The sequence below is a fragment of the Pseudobacillus wudalianchiensis genome, from assembly GCF_001685015.1.
In the GTDB taxonomy this organism is placed as follows: Bacteria; Bacillota; Bacilli; order Bacillales; family Domibacillaceae; genus Pseudobacillus; species Pseudobacillus wudalianchiensis.
The window spans coordinates 333,150-358,521 of the sequence record NZ_MAYT01000012.1; the positions used below are offsets into that span (position 1 = coordinate 333,150).

Annotated in this window: 19 protein-coding genes; 10 read left to right on the forward strand and 9 right to left on the reverse strand. The window is 42.7% G+C overall.

Annotation, left to right across the window (positions count from 1 at the left end; genetic code table 11):
* The first annotated feature begins 76 nt into the window (after positions 1 to 76).
* The gene (locus tag A8F95_RS09405; protein WP_065410267.1) at positions 77 to 1,606 is read left to right on the forward strand and encodes a S8 family serine peptidase; all 1,530 of its coding nucleotides are present in this window, start codon (positions 77 to 79) and stop codon (positions 1,604 to 1,606) included.
* Positions 1,607 to 1,713: 107 nt separating this feature from the next.
* Here the strand turns inward: A8F95_RS09405 and A8F95_RS23215 are convergent, their stop codons facing one another.
* Entirely contained in the window at positions 1,714 to 1,842 is a 129-nt protein-coding gene (locus A8F95_RS23215; RefSeq protein ID WP_281181760.1) for a hypothetical protein, read from the reverse strand.
* A gap of 187 nt (positions 1,843 to 2,029) precedes the next feature.
* Here A8F95_RS23215 and A8F95_RS09410 point away from each other — a divergent pair, with 187 nt between their 5' ends.
* Positions 2,030 to 2,890: a CvfB family protein gene (locus A8F95_RS09410; protein WP_065410268.1), complete on the forward strand. Its 861-nt coding sequence runs from the start codon at positions 2,030 to 2,032 to the stop codon at positions 2,888 to 2,890.
* Between the two features lie 151 nt (positions 2,891 to 3,041).
* Here the strand turns inward: A8F95_RS09410 and uraA are convergent, their stop codons facing one another.
* Both uraA and A8F95_RS09420 read right to left on the reverse strand, forming a co-directional pair.
* Positions 3,042 to 4,316: a uracil permease gene (uraA, locus tag A8F95_RS09415; RefSeq protein ID WP_065410269.1), complete on the reverse strand. Its 1,275-nt coding sequence runs from the start codon at positions 4,314 to 4,316 to the stop codon at positions 3,042 to 3,044.
* Positions 4,317 to 4,538: 222 nt separating this feature from the next.
* Positions 4,539 to 5,846: a trypsin-like peptidase domain-containing protein gene (locus A8F95_RS09420; protein WP_065410270.1), complete on the reverse strand. Its 1,308-nt coding sequence runs from the start codon at positions 5,844 to 5,846 to the stop codon at positions 4,539 to 4,541.
* 437 nt (positions 5,847 to 6,283) lie between these two features.
* On the opposite strand from A8F95_RS09420, the gene serC reads away from it, so the two are divergent.
* The 4 genes from serC to A8F95_RS09440 all read left to right on the forward strand — a co-directional run bounded on the left by serC (position 6,284) and on the right by A8F95_RS09440 (position 13,363).
* A complete protein-coding gene (gene serC / locus A8F95_RS09425; protein WP_065410271.1) occupies positions 6,284 to 7,369 on the forward strand; it encodes a 3-phosphoserine/phosphohydroxythreonine transaminase in 1,086 nt (361 codons plus the stop codon).
* Positions 7,370 to 7,385: 16 nt separating this feature from the next.
* Complete coding sequence (locus A8F95_RS09430) at positions 7,386 to 8,561, forward strand: phosphoglycerate dehydrogenase (protein ID WP_065410272.1); 1,176 nt, start codon at positions 7,386 to 7,388, stop codon at positions 8,559 to 8,561.
* Between the two features lie 161 nt (positions 8,562 to 8,722).
* Positions 8,723 to 12,217 (forward strand): S8 family peptidase, encoded by a 3,495-nt coding sequence (locus A8F95_RS09435; RefSeq protein ID WP_065410273.1) that lies wholly within the window; start codon positions 8,723 to 8,725, stop codon positions 12,215 to 12,217.
* 90 nt (positions 12,218 to 12,307) lie between these two features.
* Positions 12,308 to 13,363, forward strand: coding sequence for a flavin-containing monooxygenase (locus A8F95_RS09440; protein WP_065410274.1), 1,056 nt, complete (start codon positions 12,308 to 12,310; stop codon positions 13,361 to 13,363).
* Positions 13,364 to 13,458: 95 nt separating this feature from the next.
* On the opposite strand, the gene A8F95_RS21685 is transcribed toward A8F95_RS09440, so the two are convergent.
* The 3 genes from A8F95_RS21685 to A8F95_RS09455 form a co-directional block, all read right to left on the reverse strand.
* A complete protein-coding gene (locus A8F95_RS21685; protein WP_176713666.1) occupies positions 13,459 to 15,087 on the reverse strand; it encodes a M14 family metallocarboxypeptidase in 1,629 nt (542 codons plus the stop codon).
* 290 nt (positions 15,088 to 15,377) lie between these two features.
* Entirely contained in the window at positions 15,378 to 16,610 is a 1,233-nt protein-coding gene (locus tag A8F95_RS09450; protein ID WP_065410275.1) for an efflux RND transporter periplasmic adaptor subunit, read from the reverse strand.
* Between the two features lie 23 nt (positions 16,611 to 16,633).
* Positions 16,634 to 17,296 carry a hypothetical protein gene (locus A8F95_RS09455; protein ID WP_065410276.1) on the reverse strand — a complete coding sequence of 221 codons (663 nt, stop codon included), beginning with the start codon at positions 17,294 to 17,296 and terminating at the stop codon, positions 16,634 to 16,636.
* 394 nt (positions 17,297 to 17,690) lie between these two features.
* Here A8F95_RS09455 and A8F95_RS09460 point away from each other — a divergent pair, with 394 nt between their 5' ends.
* Both A8F95_RS09460 and A8F95_RS09465 read left to right on the forward strand, forming a co-directional pair.
* On the forward strand, positions 17,691 to 18,236 hold the full coding sequence (locus A8F95_RS09460; protein WP_065410277.1) for a 3D domain-containing protein: 546 nt from the start codon (positions 17,691 to 17,693) through the stop codon (positions 18,234 to 18,236).
* Positions 18,237 to 18,743: 507 nt separating this feature from the next.
* Positions 18,744 to 19,499, forward strand: a complete 756-nt coding sequence (locus A8F95_RS09465; RefSeq protein WP_065410278.1) for a LysM peptidoglycan-binding and 3D domain-containing protein — start codon at positions 18,744 to 18,746, stop codon at positions 19,497 to 19,499.
* 196 nt (positions 19,500 to 19,695) lie between these two features.
* On the opposite strand, the gene A8F95_RS09470 is transcribed toward A8F95_RS09465, so the two are convergent.
* The 3 genes from A8F95_RS09470 to A8F95_RS09480 form a co-directional block, all read right to left on the reverse strand.
* Complete coding sequence (locus tag A8F95_RS09470; protein ID WP_425414991.1) at positions 19,696 to 20,775, reverse strand: M20 peptidase aminoacylase family protein; 1,080 nt, start codon at positions 20,773 to 20,775, stop codon at positions 19,696 to 19,698.
* A 40-nt stretch (positions 20,776 to 20,815) separates the two neighbouring features.
* On the reverse strand, positions 20,816 to 21,925 hold the full coding sequence (locus tag A8F95_RS09475; protein WP_065410280.1) for a mandelate racemase/muconate lactonizing enzyme family protein: 1,110 nt from the start codon (positions 21,923 to 21,925) through the stop codon (positions 20,816 to 20,818).
* 77 nt (positions 21,926 to 22,002) lie between these two features.
* Positions 22,003 to 23,154, reverse strand: a complete 1,152-nt coding sequence (locus A8F95_RS09480) for an MFS transporter (protein WP_065410281.1) — start codon at positions 23,152 to 23,154, stop codon at positions 22,003 to 22,005.
* 208 nt (positions 23,155 to 23,362) lie between these two features.
* Here A8F95_RS09480 and A8F95_RS09485 point away from each other — a divergent pair, with 208 nt between their 5' ends.
* Positions 23,363 to 23,644, forward strand: a complete 282-nt coding sequence (locus tag A8F95_RS09485) for a hypothetical protein (RefSeq protein WP_049665015.1) — start codon at positions 23,363 to 23,365, stop codon at positions 23,642 to 23,644.
* Positions 23,645 to 23,801: 157 nt separating this feature from the next.
* Complete coding sequence (locus A8F95_RS09490) at positions 23,802 to 24,941, forward strand: glycerate kinase family protein (protein WP_065410282.1); 1,140 nt, start codon at positions 23,802 to 23,804, stop codon at positions 24,939 to 24,941.
* Positions 24,942 to 25,372 lie beyond the last annotated feature (431 nt).

The following is a 25,372-nucleotide window of genomic DNA, read 5'->3' on the forward strand; positions in this document are numbered from 1 at the left end:
AATTACATAGACGCCAAGCTATAAAGAAACTATAATATTTCCGTTAGGGGTCAGCCCCAAAATAGGAGGAAAACGAATGGGGATAGGATTAAGGTTGCAAAAGGCCGCGATGATAGGCCTAGTTATCATAGGATCGAGTGCTATGCTTGCTCCAGCTTCAGGTAAAGGTGAGGTCGAAGCAGCAGAGTTGCCGAAACAGCAGGCTGAGGAGAAGTTTCATGGGAGCTATGAAAAAGGGGAGTTGGTTATTCAGTTTGATCATGTGCTGACGGAAGCGGAGCGTCAAGCTCTCTATACGAAGTACGGATTAACTGAAGAAGATGCCCTGCAAAATGGGCTTTTTGCCAACGTTTCGTTGAAGAGCAAGCAAGAGCTGTCAAACGTGGCAGCTGCATTAAGGAAAGAAGCGGCTGTAAAGCAGGCAGAGCCGAATTACCAGTTAGAGCGTCAATTTAAGCCAAGTGATCCTTATTATAAAAGTCAGTGGTTTCATTCAAAAATCAATGCGCCAAAAGCATGGGATCGAACACGCGGCAACTCCCAAATTACGGTTGCTGTTATCGATGGAGGGATCGATTCCCGTCATTCAGAGTTTAAAAACCGCCTCGTTTATCCTTATAATGCGATTACTAGCAGTACGGTTTTACCGGTTGATCATCACGGTACACACGTAGCCGGTATTATTGGAGCAGCTATGAATAGTTCGGGTGTGACAGGTGTTGCACCGGGCGTAAAGTTGATGCCTATTAACGTGTTTGAAGGAGAATATGCCGATAGCTACACGATCGCTGAAGCGATTCTCTATGCGGTAGATCAAGGGGCAGACGTTCTTAATTTAAGCCTTGGCAGCTATTCGTACACTGGGATTCTAGAGTATGCGGCGAACTATGCAGTGAACAAAGGAGCTATCGTCATTGCGGCTGCGGGAAATGAGGATACTAGTTTGCCATTTTATCCAGCTGCTCTTTCTAACGTGATCGGGGTCAGTGCTACGAGTGCGGCCGATAAAATCACCAGGTTTTCTAACTTTGGCCGCTACATTAACGTATCAGCACCGGGGCAAGACATTTTGTCAACAATCGCTGGAAACTCATACGGCTATATGGATGGTACTTCTATGGCAGCGCCGGTCGTTTCAGGGACGGCAGCCCTTATTTTATCGAAAAATCCGTTTTTATCTCCCCAGCAGGTGATGCAGATTTTATACAAGTCATCTGTCGATTTAGGAGCAAAATCATGGGATTCTTTTTACGGGAATGGCCGTATTGATGCGTATAAAGCTCTTGCATTAACACCTGAACCAGTGGGAGCTATTTCACTTAATACAAAGGAATTTAAAGTAGCGAGTGGCAAAAATCTCAGGGCTAGTCTTGCTGTCAGCGGCAGTATGAGAGGGTCTATCTATATAGAAAATGCAGCAGGAAAAAATGTTCGCACCCTTATGAGCGGCGCTGCACCACAAAAGGGCGGCTTTGTCGCTTATTGGAACGGGAAATTAGCAGACGGCTCAACCGCTCCGGCAGGCCGATATTCCATTGTATTTCGAGTAGCTGATCAGCGTCAGTCTCTGAGTAAAAAAGCAGTCATGAATGTGAGTTATAAGTAAAATGACAAAAGAGATGATAGACAAAGTCTATTTTTAACATTTCAAGTTGATTGAAAATACTTATCCACAGCCTGAAAAAAGTTCCCAGCCAAGCGCTGGGAACTTTTTTATCTTTGAGTCGGCATAACGCGGGCCGCTTTCCGTTTGTCTATCATCTTTTTAATAAACGGGTAAACGATAGGCCCATATTTTATCGCTAGTTTGACCAGTGAAGCAAAGCCTCTTTTTTTACTCATCCTGCTTACCACCTTTTTAAAGTGTCTCTTATAAAGGTAGTTTCCCTTTTTTTAAATTTATTAAACAAGCCGAGTTAGCAGCGAAGTTTTTTTGCAGAAAGAGTACGTCACCAGAAAAGCCTGTTATAATTAAAGCCGAAACGGGAAGATTGTTAATAAATATAAGCGAAAGAAGGATTTACCCTATATGTATAATTTACAAGCTGGCACGATTGTCACATTAGATGTGAAAAATGAAGCTCCCTTTGGCTGGTTTTTAACGGATGGAGAGGAAACGGTTTTGCTTCATCATTCAGAGATAAAAGAGGGATTTGATCCCGATGAGCCGGTCGAGGTCTTTTTATTCCAAGATCATCAAGGCCGCCTCGCTGCCACGATGACAATGCCGCTCATCACTCAAGATACGTATGGATGGGTGGAAGTAGTCGGAGTACAAGAAAAATTGGGCGTATTCGTTTCGATCGGCATCACGAAAGATATACTTGTATCGGAGGATGATCTGCCTTTTATGTATTCTGTACGTCCGATAGCGGGTGACCGCCTTTATTGTACGTTGAAGCTGGATAAGAGAGACCGCTTGTTTGCCAAACCGGCAACAGAAGAAGTGATGGCTGAACAGTTCACCAAGGCTTCGAAAAAAGACTTTAACAAAGATATTACTGGTATTGTGTACCGGGCAACAAAGGTTGGCACATTCATTATTACAGCAGAAGGGTATCGTGGATTTGTTCATGAATCCCAAAGACAAGTTGAGCCGCGCCTTGGCCAAAAGGTGGATGGCCGCATTATCGATGTCAAAGAAGATGGCTCTGTCAATGTATCCCTCCTTGGACGCAAGCAGGAAGTCCAGCAGGATGATGCCGAAAAAGTATATGAGTATTTATTGCAACGCGGCGGCTCTATGCCATATAGCGACAAAAGCTTTCCAGAAGAAATTGAAAAGCGCTTTTCGATGAGCAAAGGTGCTTTCAAACGGGCACTCGGCAAGCTGATGAAAGAAAAGAAAATATATCAAGAAGACGGCTGGACGTATCAAGTAAAAGAATAGAGATGAAAGGCTGTCGGATTTGATCCGGCAGCCTGTTTTTACATCTATCCCGCCGGTTACTTGCCACAACTTTGATTTTACTGACCAATCAAGCCATTTTACTGACCACAACGAGCCAAACGACATAAAAAAGCAGCCCTCGGGCTGCTTTCTATTGCTCATAATCATTTGATATTTTGAGTTTATCGATAATTGTAAAGAAAATGCTAACCAAAATGGCGATGACTGTAGCAAGGGCCATTCCTTTTAATTCGAAGTTACCGAACTTCAACGTAGCGCCGCTAAGGCCGATGACGAGCACGACTGTCGTTAAAATCATATTCGTTGCTTTAGAATAGTCAACTTTTGATTCAACGAGCATGCGCAAACCTGATACAGCAATACTTCCGAACAGCAAGAGCGAAAGGCCGCCCATAACAGCTGTTGGAATGGTCGAGATCAAGGCTGCTAGCTTTCCTAGGAAAGACAGGATAATCGCCATGACCGCGGCCCCGCCGATGACCCATGTTGAATATACTCTCGTTAAAGCGAGAACACCGATATTCTCTCCATACGTTGTATTTGGTGTGGAACCGACGAAGCCGGAAAGAACAGTTGAAATCCCGTTGCCTAACAAAGAAGTGCCAAGTCCTGGCTTCTTCATTAAGTCGCGGCCAACGATGTTTTGTGTCACGACTAAGTGGCTAATATGTTCCGCAATAACAACGAGAGAAGCTGGTAAAATAATAGCTATACTTGCCAAGTGGAATTCCGGACGGTAAAAAGTCGGCAGAGCGAACCAATGAGCGTCTCTTACCGGCTGAAAATCAACAAGCCCGTACAAGACTGCAATAATATAGCCTGCCACAATCCCGATAAGAATCGGGATAATTCGTAAAAACCCTCTGAACATCACATTTCCGACAATGGTAATCCCTAGTGTTAGCAGGGAGACAGTAATCACATCTGTATCGGGCGTCCATTTTGCTGGATCGGCATCTCCTGAAGGAATTAATCCTGCCATGCCAGCAGCAACTGGAACAAGTTCAAGTCCGATAACGGCAACGATAGCTCCCATAGCCGCCGGTGGAAATATGACATCTACCCATTTGGTTCCGGCCACACGAATGATAAGCGCTACTAAAATAAAGATAATGCCAGTGGCAATGAAGCCGCCAAGTGCTGCACCATAACTGTCTGTCGCAAGCACAAAGAGCACCGGTGAAATAAAGGCAAAGCTGGAACCGAGATAAGCCGGTACTTGTCCTTTACATAGAATAAGATAAATTAATGTCCCAATACCATTCATTAACAAAATAGTTGCGGGGTTAACACCGAATAAAATTGGCACGAGTACCGTTGATCCAAACATTGCAAACAAATGCTGTAAACTAAGCGGGATCATCGCCGGAATCGGCGGCCGCTCATCAACCTGATAGGCACGCATAAATACCCTCCCTTTCATAACCACAAATTGTAGCTATTATACAGCAATCAGACGATACTTTTCCATAAAAAATTAAATTAATTTATTAAAAGAATCGGAGCCTCCGTTAGTTCATTGTATGACATAGGAACCATTCCTATGAGTCATTGCTAATAGTAAATATTATCATGAAGCAATAACAAACTCTGTCTCCGGGAAGTAATTTCCTGGAGACAGAGCTTGTTAATAAGCTTCGCTGCTTTCTGTCATGATTCCGGCGGCAATTAAATCATTTTCATCTAAAACGCCGTCACCGTTTATATCGGTCGTTAGATCACTTACATCAATGATGCCATCGCCATTAATATCGACCACTTCATCGGCCGGCTCACTTGCAGGAGGCGGCTCTACAATATCTTCTTCTGCACCTGTATCTGTATCTGGATAGGTTTCGTCAGGGTAAGGAGTGTCAGATGGGTCTGATTCCTCATATTCTTCGTACTCACCATAGCTGTCATCCATGGAGCTGTCGTCTTCATAGGCGGCTGGTTCATCAGGAACGTCTTCATCTTCATATTGATAATCGTCTTCTTCGTTATACTCTCCGCCGTCAAAGTAGGCGTCTTCATCCCAGAATTCTTGATAAAAAAGCTCGCCGTTTTCATTGTAGAATAAAGCGTTGATTTCTTCTTCTGTCAGCGGATTTTGAATCCAGCCCTGTATCAGATTGTTTACATCTTTAACGGGAATGCTAAAGCCGATCGCATCTTGTCCCATTTGTTTGGCCGAGTTGATGGCTAACACTTTTCCGGTTACCTTCGAAACGAGCGGTCCGCCGCTGCTTCCCGGAGCAATAGGAGCAGATGTTTGATACACTCCGTCATAGGAAAAATCGCCGATGTAAAAGCTGCGATCCACACCGGTAATATGACCAAACGTAGCTGTATTTTCGAGTGAAAGCGGGCTGCCGAGCGCAATCACTTCTTCACCGACTTTGGCTTTGCTGCTTTTTTCAAGCGAGAGAGGAGACTGGCCTGCTAAATCAGGCACACGGACAACGGCTACATCAATTGTATTGGAGTAGCCAATAATTTTCCCATCGTGTGTATTGCCGTTTTTATCTTTGATGGTTAAAGAGTGAGCGCCTTCTACAACGTGGGCATTTGTCACCACATCGCCTTTTTTATTTACGAGAAAGCCAGAGCCTTGACCTGTATCGGTAAAAAGCGTGTACACTTTTTTCTGCGTTTCTTCAATGATCTCTGTTAAGGCCTTTTGTTCTTTTTTAGTAACGTTCTTTGGAAAAATCACTGGTTGCTTCGGTGCTTCGACTGGCTCTTTATTCTTCACTTTTACAGGGGCAATCGCCGTTTGTGACGGTTTGTCAGATTCATAGAACATATACGCAATGACACCAGCGAAAGCGAAAATACTAATCAAGCAGAGTGTAAATAAAAGCTTCACGAAAGAGAATTTCTTTTTTTTCGATCCGCAGCCAGGACAAAAGCGGGCATGTTCGCCCATATTTGTTCCACAGCGCGAGCAATACATAAGGGCCACCTCCGTTATAGTAAAAAAGTAGTGTTTCACCCATTATAAACCAATGTCGCAAAATAGAGCAGACATTCTTGTCAAAAATACGAAAAATAACTCGGTATTTTGCGTAAAAAGCAAAGAAGATCATCATTACAACATTTTTTTCGTTTAACATTTCTAATCTAAAAAATAGGAAAAATCAAAGAAAGCGTTCTCTTTTTTAGTTTTGTAGAAAACTAAATAAAGCGAACGAATTAATAAAAAAGACAAAAAATGTTCGTAATTTTTTTCAGTCCCTTTAGAAAAGCAATGAAAGCGGTATCAATGAAAAAGTAAGAAGAAAGTTACTGGACCTCCCCTTGATATGTGATCGCGAATAATTTATAATTCATGAATATTATTAATGTATAAATTTTCAGATTTCCAAATTTAAAATGAATGAGGGAGTTCACGTGAAGAGAGTATACAATTTTTCGGCAGGACCTTCGATGTTGCCGCTGCCAGTATTAGAAAAAGCACAAAAAGAATTAGTTAATTATGCAGACTCTGGCATGTCTGTCATGGAGCTAAGTCATCGTTCGGGGTTATTCACGGATATTATTACCGGAGCGGAACAGCTGCTGAGAGATTTAATGAACATTCCAGATAACTACAAAGTACTGTTTGTTCAGGGAGGCGCTTCTCAGCAATTTGCCATGGTGCCGCTAAATTTGCTCACAAACAGTAAAAAAGCAGATTACGTGAATACTGGTTCATGGTCTAAAAAAGCAATTAAGGAAGCAAAGAAATATGGCGATGTTCGTGTTATTGCTTCTTCAGAAGATGAAAACTTTAGCTATATTCCTGAGATAGACAGCAGCATGATTGATCCGGAAGCCGACTATGTACATATTACAACGAACAATACTATAGAAGGAACGGCTTTCAGAAACATTCCGGATACAGGCGGCGTGCCGCTCGTTGCTGATATGTCTTCTAATATTCTATCAGAAGAAATTGACGTATCGAAATTCGGCTTAATTTATGCCGGTGCCCAGAAAAACATCGGGCCAGCTGGTTTAACAGTTGTCATTATTAGAGAAGATTTGATCGGAGGCGCACCGGAAAGCTGTCCAACGATGCTAGATTATAAAACACATAGCGAAAGCGGATCTTTATACAATACACCGCCGACTTATGGCATTTATATCGCGAAGCTTGTGTTTGAATGGCTTACAGAGCTTGGCGGCTTAAAGGAAATGGAGAAGATCAATCGTAAAAAAGCAGAACTGCTATACGATTTTCTTGAACAATCGAACATGTTCCGATCTCCAGTTAAAAAGGACAGCCGTTCTATTATGAACATTCCTTTCGTATCACCATCTGCTGAATTGGATGCAGCCTTTGTGAAGGAAGCGAAAGCAGCTGGTCTTGAAACGTTAAAAGGCCACCGTTCTGTTGGAGGAATGCGTGCTAGTATCTATAACGCAATGCCAACTGAAGGGGTCGAAGCACTTATTCAATTTATGAAAGAATTCGAAGAAAAACACGCACAATAAAAGGGGAGACGGACAGTTGTTTACTATTAAAACACTCAATAGCATTGCCGAATGCGGCTTAAATGTTTTTAATAAAGAAAATTTTACAATCGATAATGACAGCCAAAACCCTGATGCCATCGTTTTGCGCAGCTTTAACATGCATGACATGGAAATCGGTGAAAATGTGAAAGCTGTTGCCCGTGCTGGTGCCGGTGTGAATAACATTCCGGTCAGCGACTATACGGAACGCGGCATTGTTGTTTTCAATACACCGGGTGCAAACGCAAACGCGGTAAAAGAGCTTGTACTCACTACCTTAATTTCTTCTTCTCGTAATGTGTTTGCTGGTATCGCTTGGACGAGAGGTCTTGAAGGCCAAGGCGATCAAATTCCAAAGCTTGTGGAAGCGGGTAAAAAGCAATTTGTCGGAAAAGAAATTAAAGGTAAAACACTTGGTGTTATTGGACTTGGTGCGGTTGGGGCGCTCGTTGCGAACGATGCTCTTGACTTGGATATGGATGTCATCGGTTTTGATCCATTCATTTCTGTCGACACAGCGTGGAGCTTATCTCGTAACGTTCAACGTGCGATGACGATTGAACAGTTGTTTGCGCAAAGTGATTACATTACAGTTCACGTTCCGCTTACCGATACAACGAAAGGCATGTTCAACGCCAATACGTTTGACATCATGAAAGAAGGCGTTCATATTTTGAACTTCTCTCGTGGTGAGCTTGTGAACGAGCAAGATATGGCAGCTGCCCTTGAAAGCGGCAAAGTCGGCAAATATGTAACGGACTTCCCGAATGAAAATGTCTTAAAAATGAAAAACGCGGTGCCAATTCCGCATCTTGGTGCTTCTACGAAAGAATCAGAAGAAAACTGTGCGATTATGGCGGCTCGTCAAGTAAAAGACTATTTAGAGACAGGAAACATTAAAAACTCTGTGAATATGCCAAACGCTTCTCTTCCTTACACTGGAAAGCGTCGTGTGACGGTATACCATCGCAACATTCCAAACATGGTTGGACAGATTACATCTGCTCTATCTGATTACAACTTAAATATCGCAGACATGGTGAACAGAAGCCGTGGCGATTACGCTTATACAATGATTGACATTGACAATAAAGTGAACGGTGATGTCATTCCAGGATTAGAAGCAAAAATTAGCCAAATTGAAGGCGTTGTAACAACTCGGATTATCTAATGAAAAAAGCTGCAGCCGATTTAATAACGGCTGTAGCTTTTTTGTCTACTATATGGAAAAAATAACCCTTATTTCAAAAAATATATAAAAAACAAACTATTTTTCTTCCTTTTAAGCTATTATTAATTGGGTAAACAAAAAAATTTGGAGGATAACATAAAATGAACACGTGGAAAAAGGTGTTGGCCCTTGGTCTCTCTGCTGTCATGGTTTTTCCAACAGCCACTGGTGCAGCTGTGCATAACGACGAATTAAAAGTTTTTAAACAGGCCTCTGAACAGACAGCAGTGACTGAAGCTGCTTCCGTGAAAAACAAGGAAGCATACAAAGCTATAAAGGAAATGAATGAATTAGTCGACACGAATACACTCGTTATTAAATACACTAAATCGCTCGATAAAAGCATTCACAAAAAAGCGGGGACGGTACTTGTTCGTTCACTGCCAAAGCTGGGCTACGATGTTGTTCAAGTGCCAAAGTCCAAAAAAGTAAGTGATATCGTCAAAGTATATCGACAGCAAAAAGGAATTTCTTCTATTACACCAAGCATAAAGTATAAACAATTTGCTGCTCCACAAGGAGACCCGAAAAAAGATAAAATGTACTATTTGCCGCTTCTGAATATGGAGAAAGCACTGAAGCTTTCCGGAAAACACCGAGTAGTGGTAGCCGTTGTGGATGGGGGAGTCGATTATAAACACCCAGATTTGAAAGACCAGCTGCTTCCGCCCTACAATGCTGCAGACCCGGCCAACAATCCAATTCGTGATTTACATGGAACACACGTTGCAGGCATCATTGCTGCTAAAGCTAATAACGGCATTGGTGGGCACGGTATTAATCCAAATGCCAAAATTTTGCCTGTGGACGTCTTTAACGGCAAAGTAGCGGCAAATGATTTTACGATTGCAGAAGGAATCTTATACGCCGTTTCTAAAGGGGCAGATGTAATTAACCTCAGTCTTGGCGGCTTTGCTTCTTCACCGCTTGTGGAAGAAGCGATCCGTGAAGCCATTGACAGCGGGGCAGTGGTGGTAGCCGCTGCTGGCAACGAATCGACAGATATGTATTCTTATCCTGCTTCTTATCCGGGCGTTATTAGTGTAGGGAATGTTGACCGCAATAAGAAATTATCGGACAGCTCGAACTTTGGACCTTCAGTTGATATCGTAGCTCCGGGAGAAGATATTTATAGCACAGCTTATGAGAAGGAAGGGAAAGGGTCCAGTTTCGCCTCATTAACAGGAACATCCATGGCTGCCCCGATGGTAGCTGGTGTTGTTTCTTTGTTGAAGTCAAAGCATCCGGAGTTAACATCCTATGATATTGAGAACATTCTAGAAAAAACAGCAACAGACTTAGGCGCTAAGGGATATGACATCACTTATGCGAATGGATTAGTGAACCCGCTTGCTGCGCTTTCATATGATGTGAAGAAGCTGCCGAAACAGCCAGTATGGACAGGGGAAACCCTTATCCGTTCTGCGAAGACGTTAAAGGCAGGCAAGAATACGATCAAGGGACAGCTCAAGACACCAGGAGAAACACAATGGTTTAAAGTGCATTTAAATGAAAACGAGCATGTGCAAACCTCCTTGGAAGCAAGCCGCAATTACGATTATGGGATGGATTTTTACTTTATTCCTGAAGGAGCAGAGGCTGAAGAAGGGATGCTGATGGAGCATAACAAAGGCCGTGCTGGCGAGAAGGAAGGCCACTTATTTACGGCCGAAGAAAAGGGCACCCTCGTTATTGGCATAAAGGATGTGAACGGCAACTATAGTACATCCGGTTTGTCATCCTATACGTTCACAGCTGAAAAAATCAGCGGGTTGAAAGCAGATCCCGATACGGCTGAGAATCCTGTAAGCATTCAGTCACTTCCTTATAAAAAAGGGAATTTCACGTTATATCCGCAAGAGGCGGGAATGCCTGATTATGACTATTACAGTATCGCCGTTGATGAAGCAAAAGTGCTTTCTGTTTCCTTATCTGCCTTGCCTGGTGTGAATTCCGCCATGAGATTATCTGTTGTAACGGAGGAAGAAGGAACAAGTACAGAAGAAACGATTGCCGAGACCAATGATCACGGCATCAGCCAAGGAGAATCTCTTTCTTTTAAAGCGGTGCCTGGAGTGAAATATAAGCTCGCCGTCACAAATGAATCTTTTAGCGGTATGGGGGACATAGGGTCTCTTCTCGATTTATTAACGATGAATCCAGGGACGTTTGAGTTTGCTGATTATGAGGCATCTGCTTATCCATACGAACTAAAAGTAGAAGAAAAGCAGCTTCCTGAAGATGAAGATGGCCTGCCGTTGAAAAAAGATTTAGAGGCTGCACTCGAAAAGGGTACGATGGATCTAACGGAATATGCAGAAGCAAAAGCCATTGATGCAACGGAGGATACGGATGGCGAAGAGCCACCAGAGGAAATGGAAGATGAAACAATAAAAGCCATCTTAGCCCAGGCTATTCCTTATACGTTAGGGAAAGCAATATCTGGCTACTTCCAAGTAGAAGGAGATGAAGACTATTATTCTTTCACTCCGTCTGAGAATGGAATTTATGAATTTAACACTGACAAGGGCTCAAGTCAGCTGCCGATGTTATCTATTCTGCAGCACGATAAGGAAACAGGAGAGTTGATCCCGATTTCAGCCGGAGAAGACGACATCCTTAATATGATCATGACCCTGCTTGGCGGGGCGAAAAATAACAACACGACCATCGCCCTGAAAAAAGGAGAAACGTACATTCTGCGTTTAACGAATCAAATGTACAATATTTCCGCAGACTCCTACACGATTCGCTCGAAAAAAGCAGCCAATATGCCGAAAGAAGCGGATCAGGATGAAAACAACCCTGAGAAAGCACGCGTCTTAAAAGCCGGACAAGCAGTGAAAAACTATTTCATTTTTCCAGGAGATACCGATTTTTATTATGTTAAAAATGTTGGTAAACAAGCGGTCTATCGTTTAACTCTTAATCAAGGGAAATTAACAGCAGCTGAAAAAGCAGCAATTCCATATGACCTTCGTCAGCCAGCTATTTTCTCTGGTGCCCTTATTGAAGATACAAATGGTGATAAGATCATAGATGAGGACGAGCAGTTAAAGTCCATTCCGTTTGGTCCTAATTTGCTGGAACTCTCATTTGAAACAAAAGCCAATCTTTCTTTCGTGGCAAAAGAGGGAACAGGCTATTTTGTGGCAGTTAGTCCATTTCTGTCAGTCAAGCCAAGCCTCCAGCCATATGAAGTAAAGGTTGCAGATATGAAAGATGCGTTAAAGGACGGCGATGGCAAAGTGGTTAACCATGTGCCTCAGAAGCCGATTTCCTTGAAGAAGATGGATGGGCACTTAGGCGCCAAGGGTTATATAAATGCCGGTGTTCCGTTCGGTGACGTTGATCATTTTGCTTTAAATGTTGCGAAGACTAAAACATTCTCCTTGAAGCTTGAAATGGAGAGCGGACTAGACGGCAAGATTGAAATTTACAACGCAAAAGGCGTACTTGTTCAGAGCTTTGATCAATATGGAAGCGGGGATGAGGAATTAGCTGTGATCTCGCTGAAAAAAGGAAAATATTTCATCGAAATCAGTGAAACAGAAGGCCGCGCTTCCTCACAGCCATATAAACTGACAGTTAAATAGAAAAAACGTTTGGTAACAAAGGAAACACAAAGTGGTTGGCAGCGACAACTACTTTGTGTTTTTTACAATCTACTTTTGGGAGAAGAGGATATGAATCCTTATGATGTCATTGTAATTGGGGCGGGACAAGCCGGCATAGCGATGGGATATTATTTAAAGCAGGCGGGGCTTTCTTTTCTTTTAGTGGATAACCATCAGAGAATAGGTGATTCGTGGCGGAAGCGCTATAATTCTTTGGTGCTCTTCACGCCTAGAAAATACAGCTCCTTGCCGGGCCTGTTAATGAGCGGTTCGCCTGAAGGATTTCCAACAAAAGATGAAATCGCTGACTATTTAGAGGAGTATACTAGTCATTTTCATTTGCCTGTACAGCTTGAGACCTTTGTAAAAAAGATAAAAAAATCTGAAAATCTATTTGAGATCGAGACGACACGGGGAACTTTGAAAGCAGAGCAAGTAGTGGTGGCATCAGGCGCCTTTCAAAAGCCATTTATTCCTCCAGTGATCGGTGAAGAGGAGAGAATGCCTTTTCAACTTCACTCCTCTTCTTATCTTGCCCCTAACCAGCTTTCTGAAGGAGCGGTTTTAGTAGTAGGAGGAGGAAATTCAGGTGCACAAATTGCTGTTGAATTGGCAGCTGATCGAGAGGTTACATTAGCTGTGAATCATCCTTTTAAATTTTTGCCGCTGCGCTTTTTAAGCAAAAGTATTTTTAGTTGGCTAGAATGGGCCGGACTCCTATACGCGGGAATTGATACGAAAAAGGGAGAGTGGTTTAGACGGCAAAGTGATCCGATCTTTGGGAAGGAATTAAAGAACTTACTTAAAAAAGACAAAGTCACATTAAAACCAAAAGTCGTTTGCTTAAAAGGGATGGAAGCGACGTTTGAGGATGGCAGTACGGTTTCTTTCCCTAATATTGTCTGGTCTACAGGCTTTGTGCCCTCTTATGAGTGGATTCAAATACAAGAAGCGATTGATTTAGCAGGCAAGCCGATCCATCAGCGGGGGATCAGTCCGGTGAAGGGCATGTACTTTATTGGCCTTCCTTGGCAATACCAACGCGGCTCTGCGTTAATCTGCGGCGTTGGCCGCGATGCTGCCTACTTGCTATTCCCTATCGTCGAGATGAAGAAAAGACGATAGTGGCGATTTGTTCATTGCTCAGGTGAAGTTACTCACGTTTGAGCGGTTTTGGTTTAACTACGAAAGGCTGCCCTAAATAGGAGCAGCCTTTTTGTTTATTTAATCGTTTCATTTGCGAGCATAAGCCCGATTGAGTTATTTTGTTTCCAAATAGAAGAGAAGTAACTGATCGGTACTGGGCCATTGCCGACGTAAGGAGCTACTTCGATGGTAAATCCTGGTTTTTTCTGAGATTGGACGAACCAATCCTTATAACCGCCGCCGCTTGGATTTGGCTGCGGAGAGACGAGGCGATAGCCGGTCTTTTTATTTACTTTTACTGCTAAATTGTAGTCACGTGTTTTCAAAGCGCCTGTTTGTCCAAAATGCCAAAAGACAATTTGGCCGGAGCTATGATAAGAAACGGTCGTTTTGAAGTGATGATTTAATGTAAAATCGTATAATGCTTTCGCTTCTGGCTCACTCAGCGGCTTTGGTCCCTTATAATTTTGCGGGCTTGGTTTGCCGGGGTTACAGCAGATCGTTGGCCATTTGGCTGGGTATTGCCGGTTCAAATCAACGCCGCGTACATTAGCTTTCCAAGCAGCAAAGCTTGTTTTATTGCCGTTGATTCTTAAGGCTGCAGCCTTGTTTTTAGCACTGCTGGCTCCTTTTTGAACGAGTGCCACTCCATCTGGATTGACCATCGGCACAAAATAAATAGACGCACGGTTAAGGATTTGTCGAGCAGAATAGCCATCGATTTTTCCATTTGTTTCGTAGGCGTAAGCGTATTGATCGATCATTTCCATGGTTAGATTGGTAGTGATGTGCTCTCTGGCATGATGGGAGGCGTTGATCATGATTTCTTCTTTACCGGTGCCAAGCTTCAGAGCATAGAGATTCCGGCCATCCACCGATTTTCCGATTACTTCTAAGGAAGCAATCCCCGGATACCATTGTACGAATTTTTTTAAATCAGCCGTCATTTGTTCGTATGAATAGGCAGTAAAAGGATTTACATAATTTCCGCTAAATAAAGTAACATCGCTTTTCTTTACGTAAGCGTTTCGGCCGCCGATGTCTGTAATGTAGTAATCACGGTAGGTGGCAGTGAAGGTAATCATTTCGTTTGACTGCACCCTTGCCATAGAAGTAAGAGTGTTGTCTTTACTATAGAAAAGATCAGTCACTTTTTTCGTTATCGCTTTATTTTTATAGGGAGTGCCGGATTGGACACCGCCGGGCAGGGAAGTTGTCGTCACAGGAGTCGTTTCTGCTTTTAAAATATAAGCAGGCTGTCCGCTGAAGTTAATTGTTACATAACCAGCTTCTTCGCCTGTTTTTAGAAAAGTCTCTCCTTTTAATGCACGGGCAAATTTCGTGAACTTTCCATTCGCTTTCTTATAAATGGCAGCGTCCGCCGTTGTTTCAAAACGGGTGGCCTGCGGATAAATATCCCAATTACTGACGGCTGTTAAATCGGCTGAAGGAATCCATCCTTGCCGGCCGTTCCAATCGACCTTTGTTTTATCGGTCCCTTCAGTCAGCAGCTTTACATTTGTACCAGCCGGAATAGGAGAGGTTGTTGTGCTATCGTCGTCTGCATTTGTTACATAGAATTCGGAATCTCGTACCACTTTCATATAATGCTCTTCTCCAGCTGCAGAAACAGCGTTCGTGAAAGGCAAGAGCATAAGAGTAAATAAGAAAATGGCAAGGGAGATCCTCTTTTTATTGTTCATTCCTTTTCCTCCATTTTTTTCAATATCATTCATAGTTTAGCAGATTGTTAGGAAAAAAGAAGGGGGAGAATGAAAAAAAACAGAGCGATTTTTCGCTCTGTTCAAGCTGTTGACAAACGTTCGCTTTCTTCGTTGCTCGCCTGTCTGCGGTGCTCATGACCCTTTTGGTCACTCCGCTCCTCGCCAGGTGTCGCGCCTTGAAAGACAAACGCTTGCAGTCAATCCGATGGTATATATAGCAGACTTTGTCTATTATCGCAGTAGAGCGGTTTTTCCCTCTGTTGCGTGTTTTAAGACAATATTCCCATTAGCAATAATTTAAGCCGTTCTGTTTTGGACATTTGCTGCAGCTGCTGTTTTTGTACGGCTGTATAATCAAGCGGCGTAACAAATCCGCCATGATCGGTTAAGAGCTCTTCGGGATGGGCGACTACTTTTTCGCCAGGCTTTAATCCGCTCTTAATTTCTTGAATGCCGTCAACGAGCAGTCCTTTTTTAATGTCTCTTTTTTCAATTTGGCCCTTTGCATTTAAGACAAGCACGTATGACTTCTTGCCGTCCTTGATTAGAGCAGAAGCTGGAACCGTTACAGCTTGTAATGCCTCTTTTGTGACGACTGTCACGTTCGCTTTCATGCCTGGCAATAATTGATTAGCTGCTTCTTCCATTGTACTTTTGTCGAGCTGTGCAGTGAATGGGTACAGGCTTTTTCTTTTGACAGAAGGTTCTTGTTCTGGGAATTTTTCGATACTGGAGATTTCTCCATGAAACGTAACGGGCAGAGGATCGACGGAAGCATGAATCATCAATCCTTCATTTACCTTGTTCATTTGCTGTTCGTTAAAGACGCCTTGAACGGCTGCTTCCGGCGAACGAATCGTAATAATTGGGTTATCTAACCGGGAATTTAACGTTTTAACAATTCCTTCTCTTTCACTTCTCACGACCAGATTGCTTTTCTTTGACTCAGCTTGTGAAATTAACGTATCATACTTGCTAATTTCCTCTTGCAGTTTAAGCTTTTCTGTTTCCTGGTCAATGATGTCTTTTTCAACCGTTACTTTGGCTGCACTGTCTTTTTCTTTTTTATCGTCTGTCTCATCATTCGCTTCTTTTTTGATCTCATCTAAAATGGAATTTAATTTAGCTATTTGTCCATCGATTAGCTGAATCTGTTTCTCAGTTTGTGTTTTTTCTGCTTTCAGTTCTTCTATCTCTTGTTCAAGACGGGAGGATGAATATTCAAATAGCGGTGTGCCTGCACCGACTTTTTGTCCTTTTTCTACGAGGAATCTGAGAAATGTACCCTCATTTTTATCAAAGTAAATTGGATATTCATCTGCCGGGGTAATGACGCCGGTCGTCTGGAAGGTTTCAACGACATCATCATTCGCTGACTGCTTCCATTCCGACAGCCATTGTGATCGGTCAGCTTTGCTGTCTTCTTTAAGAGTTAAATAAAGGTTGCCGGCAATAATCAGCACGCTTGCTGTTAGCCAGACTGATTTCTTTACTCGTTTCATTTATTTCGCCGTCTCCTTCTCTATTAAAATAAGCGGCCAACCTGGATGGATGTAAATAAGGTGGAAAAGAGCCAGAGTGCAAGAGTCACGGCCAAAATTAATAAAAGAACAAAACGCGGACTTTTTGCCGAGCTTTGTGTTAAAAATTTATACTGCAGACTGATGGCCCAAATTTGAAAAAGTGTAATAAAGCTGAAAAAGCTCGTTACTAATTCATTTTTTGTTGCATATTGAGCAAGCACGCCGAGCGAAAAAGGGGAAGAGTCTCTCGGAATAGCGAGCGTCATATTTAATAGGATCAATAAGCAAAATTCAATGAGATAAATGACATAAACAAATGATTGCAAAACAACTAATTTTCGAAAATCTATTTCTAAAAAAATCCAAAATAAAAGCGCAGGCAGGAACAGAATAATAAGTGGATATAGAAAGCCCCAAATGGTGCTCCCGATCATGAACCACATTTTTTGTCCCTGAAATTCCGCGTTGTTTATGTTTGCCAGATGGGCAGAAACGGATTCAGATTGGATGCCTAATAGGCCGCTTAGAAAGTATAAGGCTGTACTCATGATGATTAATAAAGAGATACGGCTCCATAATCCTTTAAATTGTTCCGCATGGTCCAGCTGATAAAAACGATCGTTCGGGCGAAACAGCCCTTTAATTAGCTGCACACGATAAATCATCTAACATCCTCCAATGAAGTAATATAAATTGACATCTTTTTTTATTATATACAACTCCCTCCCTTCATACCAATATAATCTAACAGAATTTGATAAAAAGTGAGGGGATTTGAAGGTGTCATAATAGATAACGATCGTAAAATAATGTAACAAATAAAGGGCTAGACTTTAAAATAGCAATGAAATAACTGCTATTTTCTAAAACGATTAAATACGACAAAACCCTTGTTATATCAAGGTTTGTGCCGATTTTTGAAGAAGAAGTTTTATTTCAGAATATTATAACGTTTGAAATGTGTGTGTAAAGAAACAAACATGCTAGTGTAATAGTCTCGTTATATTTAAATGGTAGAATGAGGCACATGTTAGAGAAAAACAAGGGGGTCTTTCATTCGTGAGGAAAGCTATTATGTCTTTAGTTGTTGCTTGCGTACTATTTAGCACGTCTGCTGTAGAAGCAGCGTCAGTAAGTCACACAGTACAACAGGGAGATACATTATGGAGCATTGCACGAGAGTATAAGACGACTGTTAATCAATTAAAACAATGGAATAACTTAAAATCAGAACACATCAAAGTCGGCCAAAAATTGGTCCTTCAAAATACAACTACGAAAGCTGCAAGCAAGCCGCAGGCAGCAGTCAAAGCAGCAAAAGTTATTACAGTGAAATCAACAGCTTATACAGCTTCATGTAAAGGTTGTTCAGGAGTTACAGCAACAGGCATTAACTTAAAGAAAAACCCAAACGCAAAAGTAATTGCGGTTGATCCAAAAGTGATTCCACTTGGCACAAAAGTATATGTAGAAGGATATGGCCAAGCGGTTGCCGCTGATAAAGGCGGTGCTATTAAAGGGAATAAAATCGATGTTCATGTTCCGAATAAAGCACAAGCATCTCGCTGGGGAGTACGAACAGTAAAAGTACAGATTTTGAAATAAATAGATTGTAAGAAAAAAAGAAATCCGCTTTGCGGGTTTCTTTTTTTGTTTAGGTTCTAATAAAGATAAATGTTCATTGTTCAATAGTTAATTAGGGGAAAAGCGTCCGCCTGAAGTGAAAACCACTAATCAAATATAACAGAATCTTTATCCACGAAAAGAAAAAAACGCATTCTACAGCTTGCAGGAATTGTCTTATTTATTTCATCGAAGTTACAAGTATGCATAAAGTATCTTTTTGTAACAAGAACGTTATATAAGGCGGAAAAGCGTAATGGCATCTTAAAATCATTACACGCCCTCGCATGATACAATGAATTTCGTCAGCGGGTTATCGAGTGGATGACCGCGTTGTTTATATAAATCTCATTCCTTATCAATAGTGCCACTGGACGCATAGTTTTAAAAAAAGTTTCTTGCAGGCGGTTGTTTCTTATTTTCCCACTTCATTGGAAAGCTAAACTGGGAAGTTACCGCGTGTTAGAACAATCAGGAGGTTTTTCTATCATGAAAAAACAAATTATCGCACTTGCAGCTACTACAATGATCGGCGGAGGTCTTTTTGGAACAGCTGCATCCGCACAAACATATACAGTAAAAAGTGGAGATACATTATGGGGCATCTCTAAAAATCACAATACAACAGTTCAACAATTAAAATCTGCTAATAGCTTATCATCTGATTTAATTTTTCCTAATCAAAGATTAGAAGTAGGAGGCAAAGCGTCAGGAACAGCTTCTGCAGCATCCAACGGAAACGGTACATACACTGTTAAACCTGGAGATACTTTATTCAAAATTGCTTCTAGAAACGGTTTGTCTGTACAATCATTAAAAGCCATTAACGGCCTGTCTTCTGACAGAATTTATGCGGGTGATAAGCTTTCTCTTTCCGGTCAGGTAAAAGGAGTATCAGCTTCAAGACCGGCAGCAGAGACTAAGGCAGCATCAGCACCAGCTCAAGCTCCACAAGGAAAAACGATTTCTGTTTCTGCTACTGCTTATACAGCAGAATGTGCTGGCTGTTCAGGTGTGACAGCGACAGGCATTGATTTAAATGCTAATCGAAATGCGAAAGTCATCGCAGTGGACCCTAATGTCATTCCGCTAGGTTCAAAAGTGCATGTAGAAGGGTACGGTACAGCTGTTGCAGGTGATACAGGCGGTGCCATCAAAGGGAATCGCATTGATATCCACGTGCCAACAGAATCTGAAGCTCTTAACTGGGGACGTCGTACAGTCAACGTTACGATTTTAAACTAAGTCAAAAGCCGGCAACTGCCGGCTTTTTTTGATGAAAAATATAATCCAAAGTTGCCGGTGCGTGGACAATGGGCGCGGAATGGTGAGGATTCGTGAACAACAGGTCCGAAGCTATGAGCAAGGTATTGTTCGATAGGTTTTCGTTTAAAAAATAAAAGCCGGCTGCTGTAGAGAACATGTAGCAGTCGGCTTTTCGTTATTCTTTTAAGGCGTTTAGCACAGCGCGGGTTAATATATCAGTGCCAATTTGGATGGCACGCGGGTCAAAAGACATTTTGGGGTGATGCAATCCTGGCTTTAAGTCGGCCCCGATTCCCATCATGGCGGCTTTTAATTTTGACCGTTTAATCGTATAAAAGTGGAAATCGTCACTGCCTGATGTGATCAGCGGGTCCGCCAGCATGGCGCGGCCGCCATATTCAAGAATGCTTTCACGCAGTAATTCTTCGGCTTCTTTCGCCACTTCCGCTCCTGGAGTGAAATCCAGCCACTCTGTTTCAATTTTCACCTCAAATAGCTGGCTCACTTTTTTGATTTTCTTTTCAATGATTTTCTGCATGTCCATTAAGACTGAATTTTTTTGAGCACGGACATCGAGCCCAAATTTAGCAGAGCCAGGAATGATATTTAAGCTTTGGCCGCCGGCTTCGACGTGAGTCATTTTCACAGAGTACGGTTCAAAAGGTGAAAAGTGGATCAACTTTAGCTGTTCATTGAGCGCAGAAATGACATCGATTGCGTTAATTCCCTGATGAGGGCGGGCGCCGTGCGCATCGTCACCTATTACTTTTCCGGTTAGAAAGGTAACCGCGCCGTGGTGAATGGATGGAGTTACTTTGCCGAAGGGCAGCTCCTCAATCGGGCGCAAATGAATACCGAATAAATAGTCTGCATCATCGACTACGCCTTTTTCAACCATTTTCAAGGCGCCGCTTCCCGTTTCTTCAGCCGGCTGAAAAATAAAGCGGGCTGTACCGTTCGTTACTTGATCTTTCAGCTGTAAAATGGTACCGATCACGATAGACATATGGGCGTCATGTCCACATGAGTGATTGGCTTGGAAAACGCCATCTACCTCTTGCCAAAGGGCATCTATATCAGCACGGACGGCTACGATTGGCTTGCCATTGCCAACTTCAGCGATTAGTCCTGTACAATCATCAAATAGAGAAACAAAAATTCCTTCTTTCTTTAATAAATCTGCAATATAAGCAGTTGTTTCTTTTTCTTTCCAGCTAACTTCGGGGTGAGTATGCAAGTGCTGGAAAATATCCATTAGCTGGTTGTCTATCTTCTTCACGAATGATCCTCCTTTCTTATTTTATCATCGCTCGAGAGACGGTTAGTTCTTCTAAGATCGATTCATCGATCACAAGGCCGAGGCCTGGTTTTGTATTGAGGTGAACAAAAGGCACTTCATATGAGAGGTCGCCAATATCCTTACTGAACAGCAATGGGCCGGTCAATTCGGTGCTCGTAATGTTCTTCCGAGAGATTGCAGTGTGATAGCCGGCGGCTGAGCCGATTGATGATTCCACCATGGAGCCGATCTGGCAGTCGATTCCAGCGTATTCAGCGGCTTTGGCGATATGAATAGCCGGAAAGATACCGCCGCTCTTCATTAACTTAATATTGATTTTATCCACTGCTTCTTTTTTAATCATTTCCATTAATTGTTCGCCATTTTGGATGGATTCATCCGCCATAAGTGGAATCGTACAATGCTGCTTGATTTGCGCCAGGCCATCAATATCGCCCATTCGGATTGGTTGTTCCACCCAGGCAAGCTGTAAAGGTTCAAGCTGTTTCAGCGCCTGAATCGCCGCCGTATAGGTGTGCCAGCCTTGATTGACGTCTACCCGAATAGGAATATCAAAACCGACTGCTTCCCGAACTGCCTGAATTCGTTTGACGTCCATTTGTGTATCCAGGCCGACTTTTAGCTTTAATGAGTGGAAACCGTTTTGGATGGCTGCTTGTGCTTTTTCCGCCATTACTTCTGGTTCTTCGATGCTTAACACTTTTGGATAAGTCAATTCTGTATGACTCTTTCCACCGATCAGATCGTACACAGGCAGTCCAGCCGCTTTGCCCATTACATCATAGCAGGCAATATCGATTGCAGCTTTTGCGGCTGGATTGGCAGTGATCGCTTGATTCATTTTATGATGAAGGTGTTCGATTTGGAAGGGATGTTCCCCCAGAACGGCTGGTAAAAGAATGTGCCGCAACACTTCGATACAGCTATAAAAGTTTTCACCTGTTACATGTTCATCAGGCACGGCTTCTCCCCAACCGATTAGTCCGGTATCTGTTTCTAATTTAAGAATAACAGATGGCATAGAATCAAACGTGGCATAAGAAATAATGAAAGGGGATTTCAATGGCAAATGAATGCCAAAGAGTTCAGCTTTTACAATCTTCATTCGGCTCTCTCCTTTGTATGTATATATCCCAGTATAAGTGAAAAAGTCAGGTGAAGCAGAGGATTTTAAAATCCGTCTCACGAGTGAACAGAACTTTCAAATTTTTTCTTGAAATAAAAAATGCACCCAATAGCAGGAACCAGAACGAACGCCATTCCTAAAAAAGCAAGCCCGGGTTCTTCTTTGTATAAATAACCGCCAGCGACTGTCAGCAGCGAAGAGCTTAATCCCATGCTGAGGGAAGCGTACATTCCTTGAGCCGCTGGGATTTCACGACTGTCAAATTCTTCGTAAAGAAGACGGATAAAAGCGAAGTGTGCCAATGCAAAAGTCAGGGAATGTAAAAGTTGGGTCGCTATATAGACTGCCACATTAGGAAATAAAAATAAGAGCGACCAGCGCACGATAGAGGCGACAGCTGAAATAAGGAACATGGAAGAAATGCGTGTCTGCTTCTGCATCCGGTCAGCAACGGCGAAAAAAAGAATCTCGGAAACAACGGCAACATTTAGAATGACACCACCCCATGTGTTGCTGACGCCTAAATCCTGCAAGTAAATAAAGCCATAGCTATAATAAGAAGCATGTGCCCCTTGGACCAATAGAGAAATGACCATCGCGATCACGAAACGCTTAGAATGAAAGAGGGAACGAAAAGGGACAGAGTGTGTTTTGGATCGCTTTTTTAAAGAAGCTGGTGTGTAATAAAAAGCGGCTCCTATCATAAATAAAGAACCAAGCATCATCACATAGATGATAGAAGTATCTCCAAAAGAGGCGGTTACTCCGCCGACAACAACTAAAGCGACGGCATAGCCGATCGAGCCCCAGGAACGGCTTTTTCCGTATTGGACTCCTTCGTTTTGCATCATCGTTCCGATACTTTCTGTTAGAGGCAACATTAACGGGTAAACTAAGCTGAATAAAATCATGGCTGTCATGATCGCGTAAAAGGAATCAAAAGGGATAAAAACAAAAAGCAGGAGGGTGCTCACTGCTGGAAAAGCTTTGATCAATGTGCCGATGGAAAACTTAGCGCTTAATGATGGAAAGATGAAAAAGGTGGAAAAAGAACGGATGAATAAGCCAGCAGCGATGATGGTGCTTGCCGATTCAACGGTTACACCTTTATCGGCAATGAGCCAGGCCGTCCAATAAGGTAAAAAAACACCCCATGTAAAGAAAAAAGCAAAGAAATTAAGTGATAACCACGTCTGCGCTCTATACACAACGAAAACCTCACTTTTTTAATTTTGGCGATCTTTTATTATATCGAAACTAGCAATGGCTGTCATGGAAAAGAACACCAATTTAGGAGCGTTGGCTGGCACTTTTATTCACTTGCTCCATTTGTCAAAAAAAGAATATAATTGAAACTTTTTTCCGATCTGCTCGTAAATAAGGTATAAAGGATCGGAGAAAAAGGAGAGAACGTACATGACAAGTACAATGAAATGGATCACGGGCGGCATAGAAGCCTTCCTTGGCATACCGCTGATCGGTGGATTTTTTATTATGGGACACGCCTGGGCACCGCTTGGATTTATGGCGATTTTGCATATTATTACGTTGCTGATTGCCTTAAATGCCGGAAAAAGCTTAGCTGGCAGCATTCTTGGTATTATTACCTCTGTGGTTGGCTGGATTCCATTCGTCGGTATGGTGATGCACTGGATTACGGCATTAGTTCTTATCACAAGCGCTTTTAGAGGAAAGTAAAATAGTGTAAGTGGACGAGCAGAAGTAAAGGAGGCAAATTGGGATAGTCATCTCATTTTGTCTCCTTTTTAAGTTCCTCCTTTATTTACAATTAAAAATAGAGGGATTTCTCCCTGATTCAGCTAAGATAAAGAAAAACATAGAAAGAGGGGTCAAGATGAACATTTTAATCGCGCCTGATTCATTTAAAGGGTCGCTCTCAGCTATTGCTGCCGGAGAAGCGATAGCAGAGGGAGTGGCAAAAGCTGTTCCGCACGCTAAGGTGAAAGTGGTGCCGATGGCAGATGGCGGTGAAGGCACAATAGCAGCGTTAACGGGCATGCCTCAAAAGCTAACCGTTCATGATCCGCTCATGCGGCCAATTGAAGCTTCCTACCTTGCGATTGACTATGAGGGAAAGCCGGCAGCTTTGGTAGAATGCGCAGAAAGCAGTGGTTTAATTCTGCTGTCGGAGAAAGAACGGTCACCGATGATGGCGAATACATATGGGCTTGGTGAACAGATTAAAGCGGCACTTGATGATGGGTTCCGCCAAGTCATCATCTCACTTGGCGGCAGTGCCACAAATGACGGCGGTCTGGGGATGCTGCAGGCGCTTGGCTGGAGGTTATATGATCGTGACAAAAACGAAATCCGCACAGCGGGCAATCCACTGCTGTGTGTAGATTCACTTTCTGATGAGCAGGTTCATCCAGCTGTTCGAGAAACACGGTTTCTTGCAGCGAGTGATGTCCTGAATCCATTCCATGGGCAAGAGGGAGCCGCCTATATGTTTGCCCCACAAAAGGGAGCAAATGAGCGCGAGGTGCAGCAGCTTGATGAGAAGTTGCAAAAGCTCGCTCGTTTATTTCAAGAAGCGTACGGAATAGACGTGCAGGAGACGAGAGGGAGTGGAGCGGCCGGCGGGCTCGGCGGGGCTATAGCTGCAGCGCTTGGCGGTGAAATCGTATCGGGCATTCAAATGGTGATAGAGTTAACCGGCCTGGAAGCGGACATGAAGTGGGCTGACTTAGTTATCACGGGAGAAGGCAGCCTGGATGGACAAAGCTTGCTTGGGAAAGTACCGGTTGGCATAGCAAAACTTGCAAAGTTGCATGATAAAACCGTGATCGCTCTTGCCGGCAGACTTGGAAAAGATATCGAGGCACTCCACCCATATTTCGACGGTATTTTCTCTATTCAGACAGACTGTCTTACGATTGAACAAGCGATGAACCCTGAGACCGCTGTCCGTCAATTGAACCAAACTGCAGAGCAGCTGCTTCGTCTATACACAGTAAAGGGAACAAGGGGCTGAGTTAATCTGTTTCCTAAATGCTCAGGATGCATTTTTGCAAGTTTGTTCACCTGTTTGTTTGATTATTTTCATAGAGTCTAAATAGAGTGTTTCGGGACCGCATAAGTTACTTTTCCTTCTATACAGTTTTCTATATATGAAGCAAAATTGTGTTTGCTCTGAAAGCTTTTCTGTTTTTGTAAAAAGAGTTAAAAAGAAATCGTTGTCTATTGCTTTATCATAGAAAAGTCTTCTTGCAGAATTGCAAGTTAACTTGCAATTCTGCAAGAATGAAAAAGGGATTATCAGGAGAACTGTCGAATAGCGTTGCAGACAAGGGGAAAAAGAGGAGAGCCTAAATCGCATTAGAAGAAGCCTTCTTTTCAGAATTTTTGTTTTATTTATGTGTTAGTCTCTGTTTGGCACGATACTTGCTTATAGAAAAGCAGATG

Coding starts and splice junctions, on each gene's coding strand:
- A8F95_RS09435 (WP_065410273.1), top strand. CDS start 8,723: ATGAACACGTGGAAAAAGGTGTTGGCCCTTGGTCTCTCTGCTGTCATG.
- A8F95_RS09420 (WP_065410270.1), bottom strand. CDS start 5,846: ATGTATTGCTCGCGCTGTGGAACAAATATGGGCGAACATGCCCGCTTT.
- A8F95_RS09405 (WP_065410267.1), top strand. CDS start 77: ATGGGGATAGGATTAAGGTTGCAAAAGGCCGCGATGATAGGCCTAGTT.
- A8F95_RS09465 (WP_065410278.1), top strand. CDS start 18,744: ATGAAAAAACAAATTATCGCACTTGCAGCTACTACAATGATCGGCGGA.
- A8F95_RS09485 (WP_049665015.1), top strand. CDS start 23,363: ATGACAAGTACAATGAAATGGATCACGGGCGGCATAGAAGCCTTCCTT.
- uraA (WP_065410269.1), bottom strand. CDS start 4,316: ATGCGTGCCTATCAGGTTGATGAGCGGCCGCCGATTCCGGCGATGATC.
- A8F95_RS09490 (WP_065410282.1), top strand. CDS start 23,802: ATGAACATTTTAATCGCGCCTGATTCATTTAAAGGGTCGCTCTCAGCT.
- A8F95_RS21685 (WP_176713666.1), bottom strand. CDS start 15,087: ATGAACAATAAAAAGAGGATCTCCCTTGCCATTTTCTTATTTACTCTT.
- A8F95_RS09450 (WP_065410275.1), bottom strand. CDS start 16,610: ATGAAACGAGTAAAGAAATCAGTCTGGCTAACAGCAAGCGTGCTGATT.
- A8F95_RS09440 (WP_065410274.1), top strand. CDS start 12,308: ATGAATCCTTATGATGTCATTGTAATTGGGGCGGGACAAGCCGGCATA.
- A8F95_RS09455 (WP_065410276.1), bottom strand. CDS start 17,296: ATGATTTATCGTGTGCAGCTAATTAAAGGGCTGTTTCGCCCGAACGAT.
- A8F95_RS09410 (WP_065410268.1), top strand. CDS start 2,030: ATGTATAATTTACAAGCTGGCACGATTGTCACATTAGATGTGAAAAAT.
- A8F95_RS09475 (WP_065410280.1), bottom strand. CDS start 21,925: ATGAAGATTGTAAAAGCTGAACTCTTTGGCATTCATTTGCCATTGAAA.
- A8F95_RS09470 (WP_425414991.1), bottom strand. CDS start 20,775: ATGGATATTTTCCAGCACTTGCATACTCACCCCGAAGTTAGCTGGAAA.
- A8F95_RS23215 (WP_281181760.1), bottom strand. CDS start 1,842: ATGAGTAAAAAAAGAGGCTTTGCTTCACTGGTCAAACTAGCGATAAAA.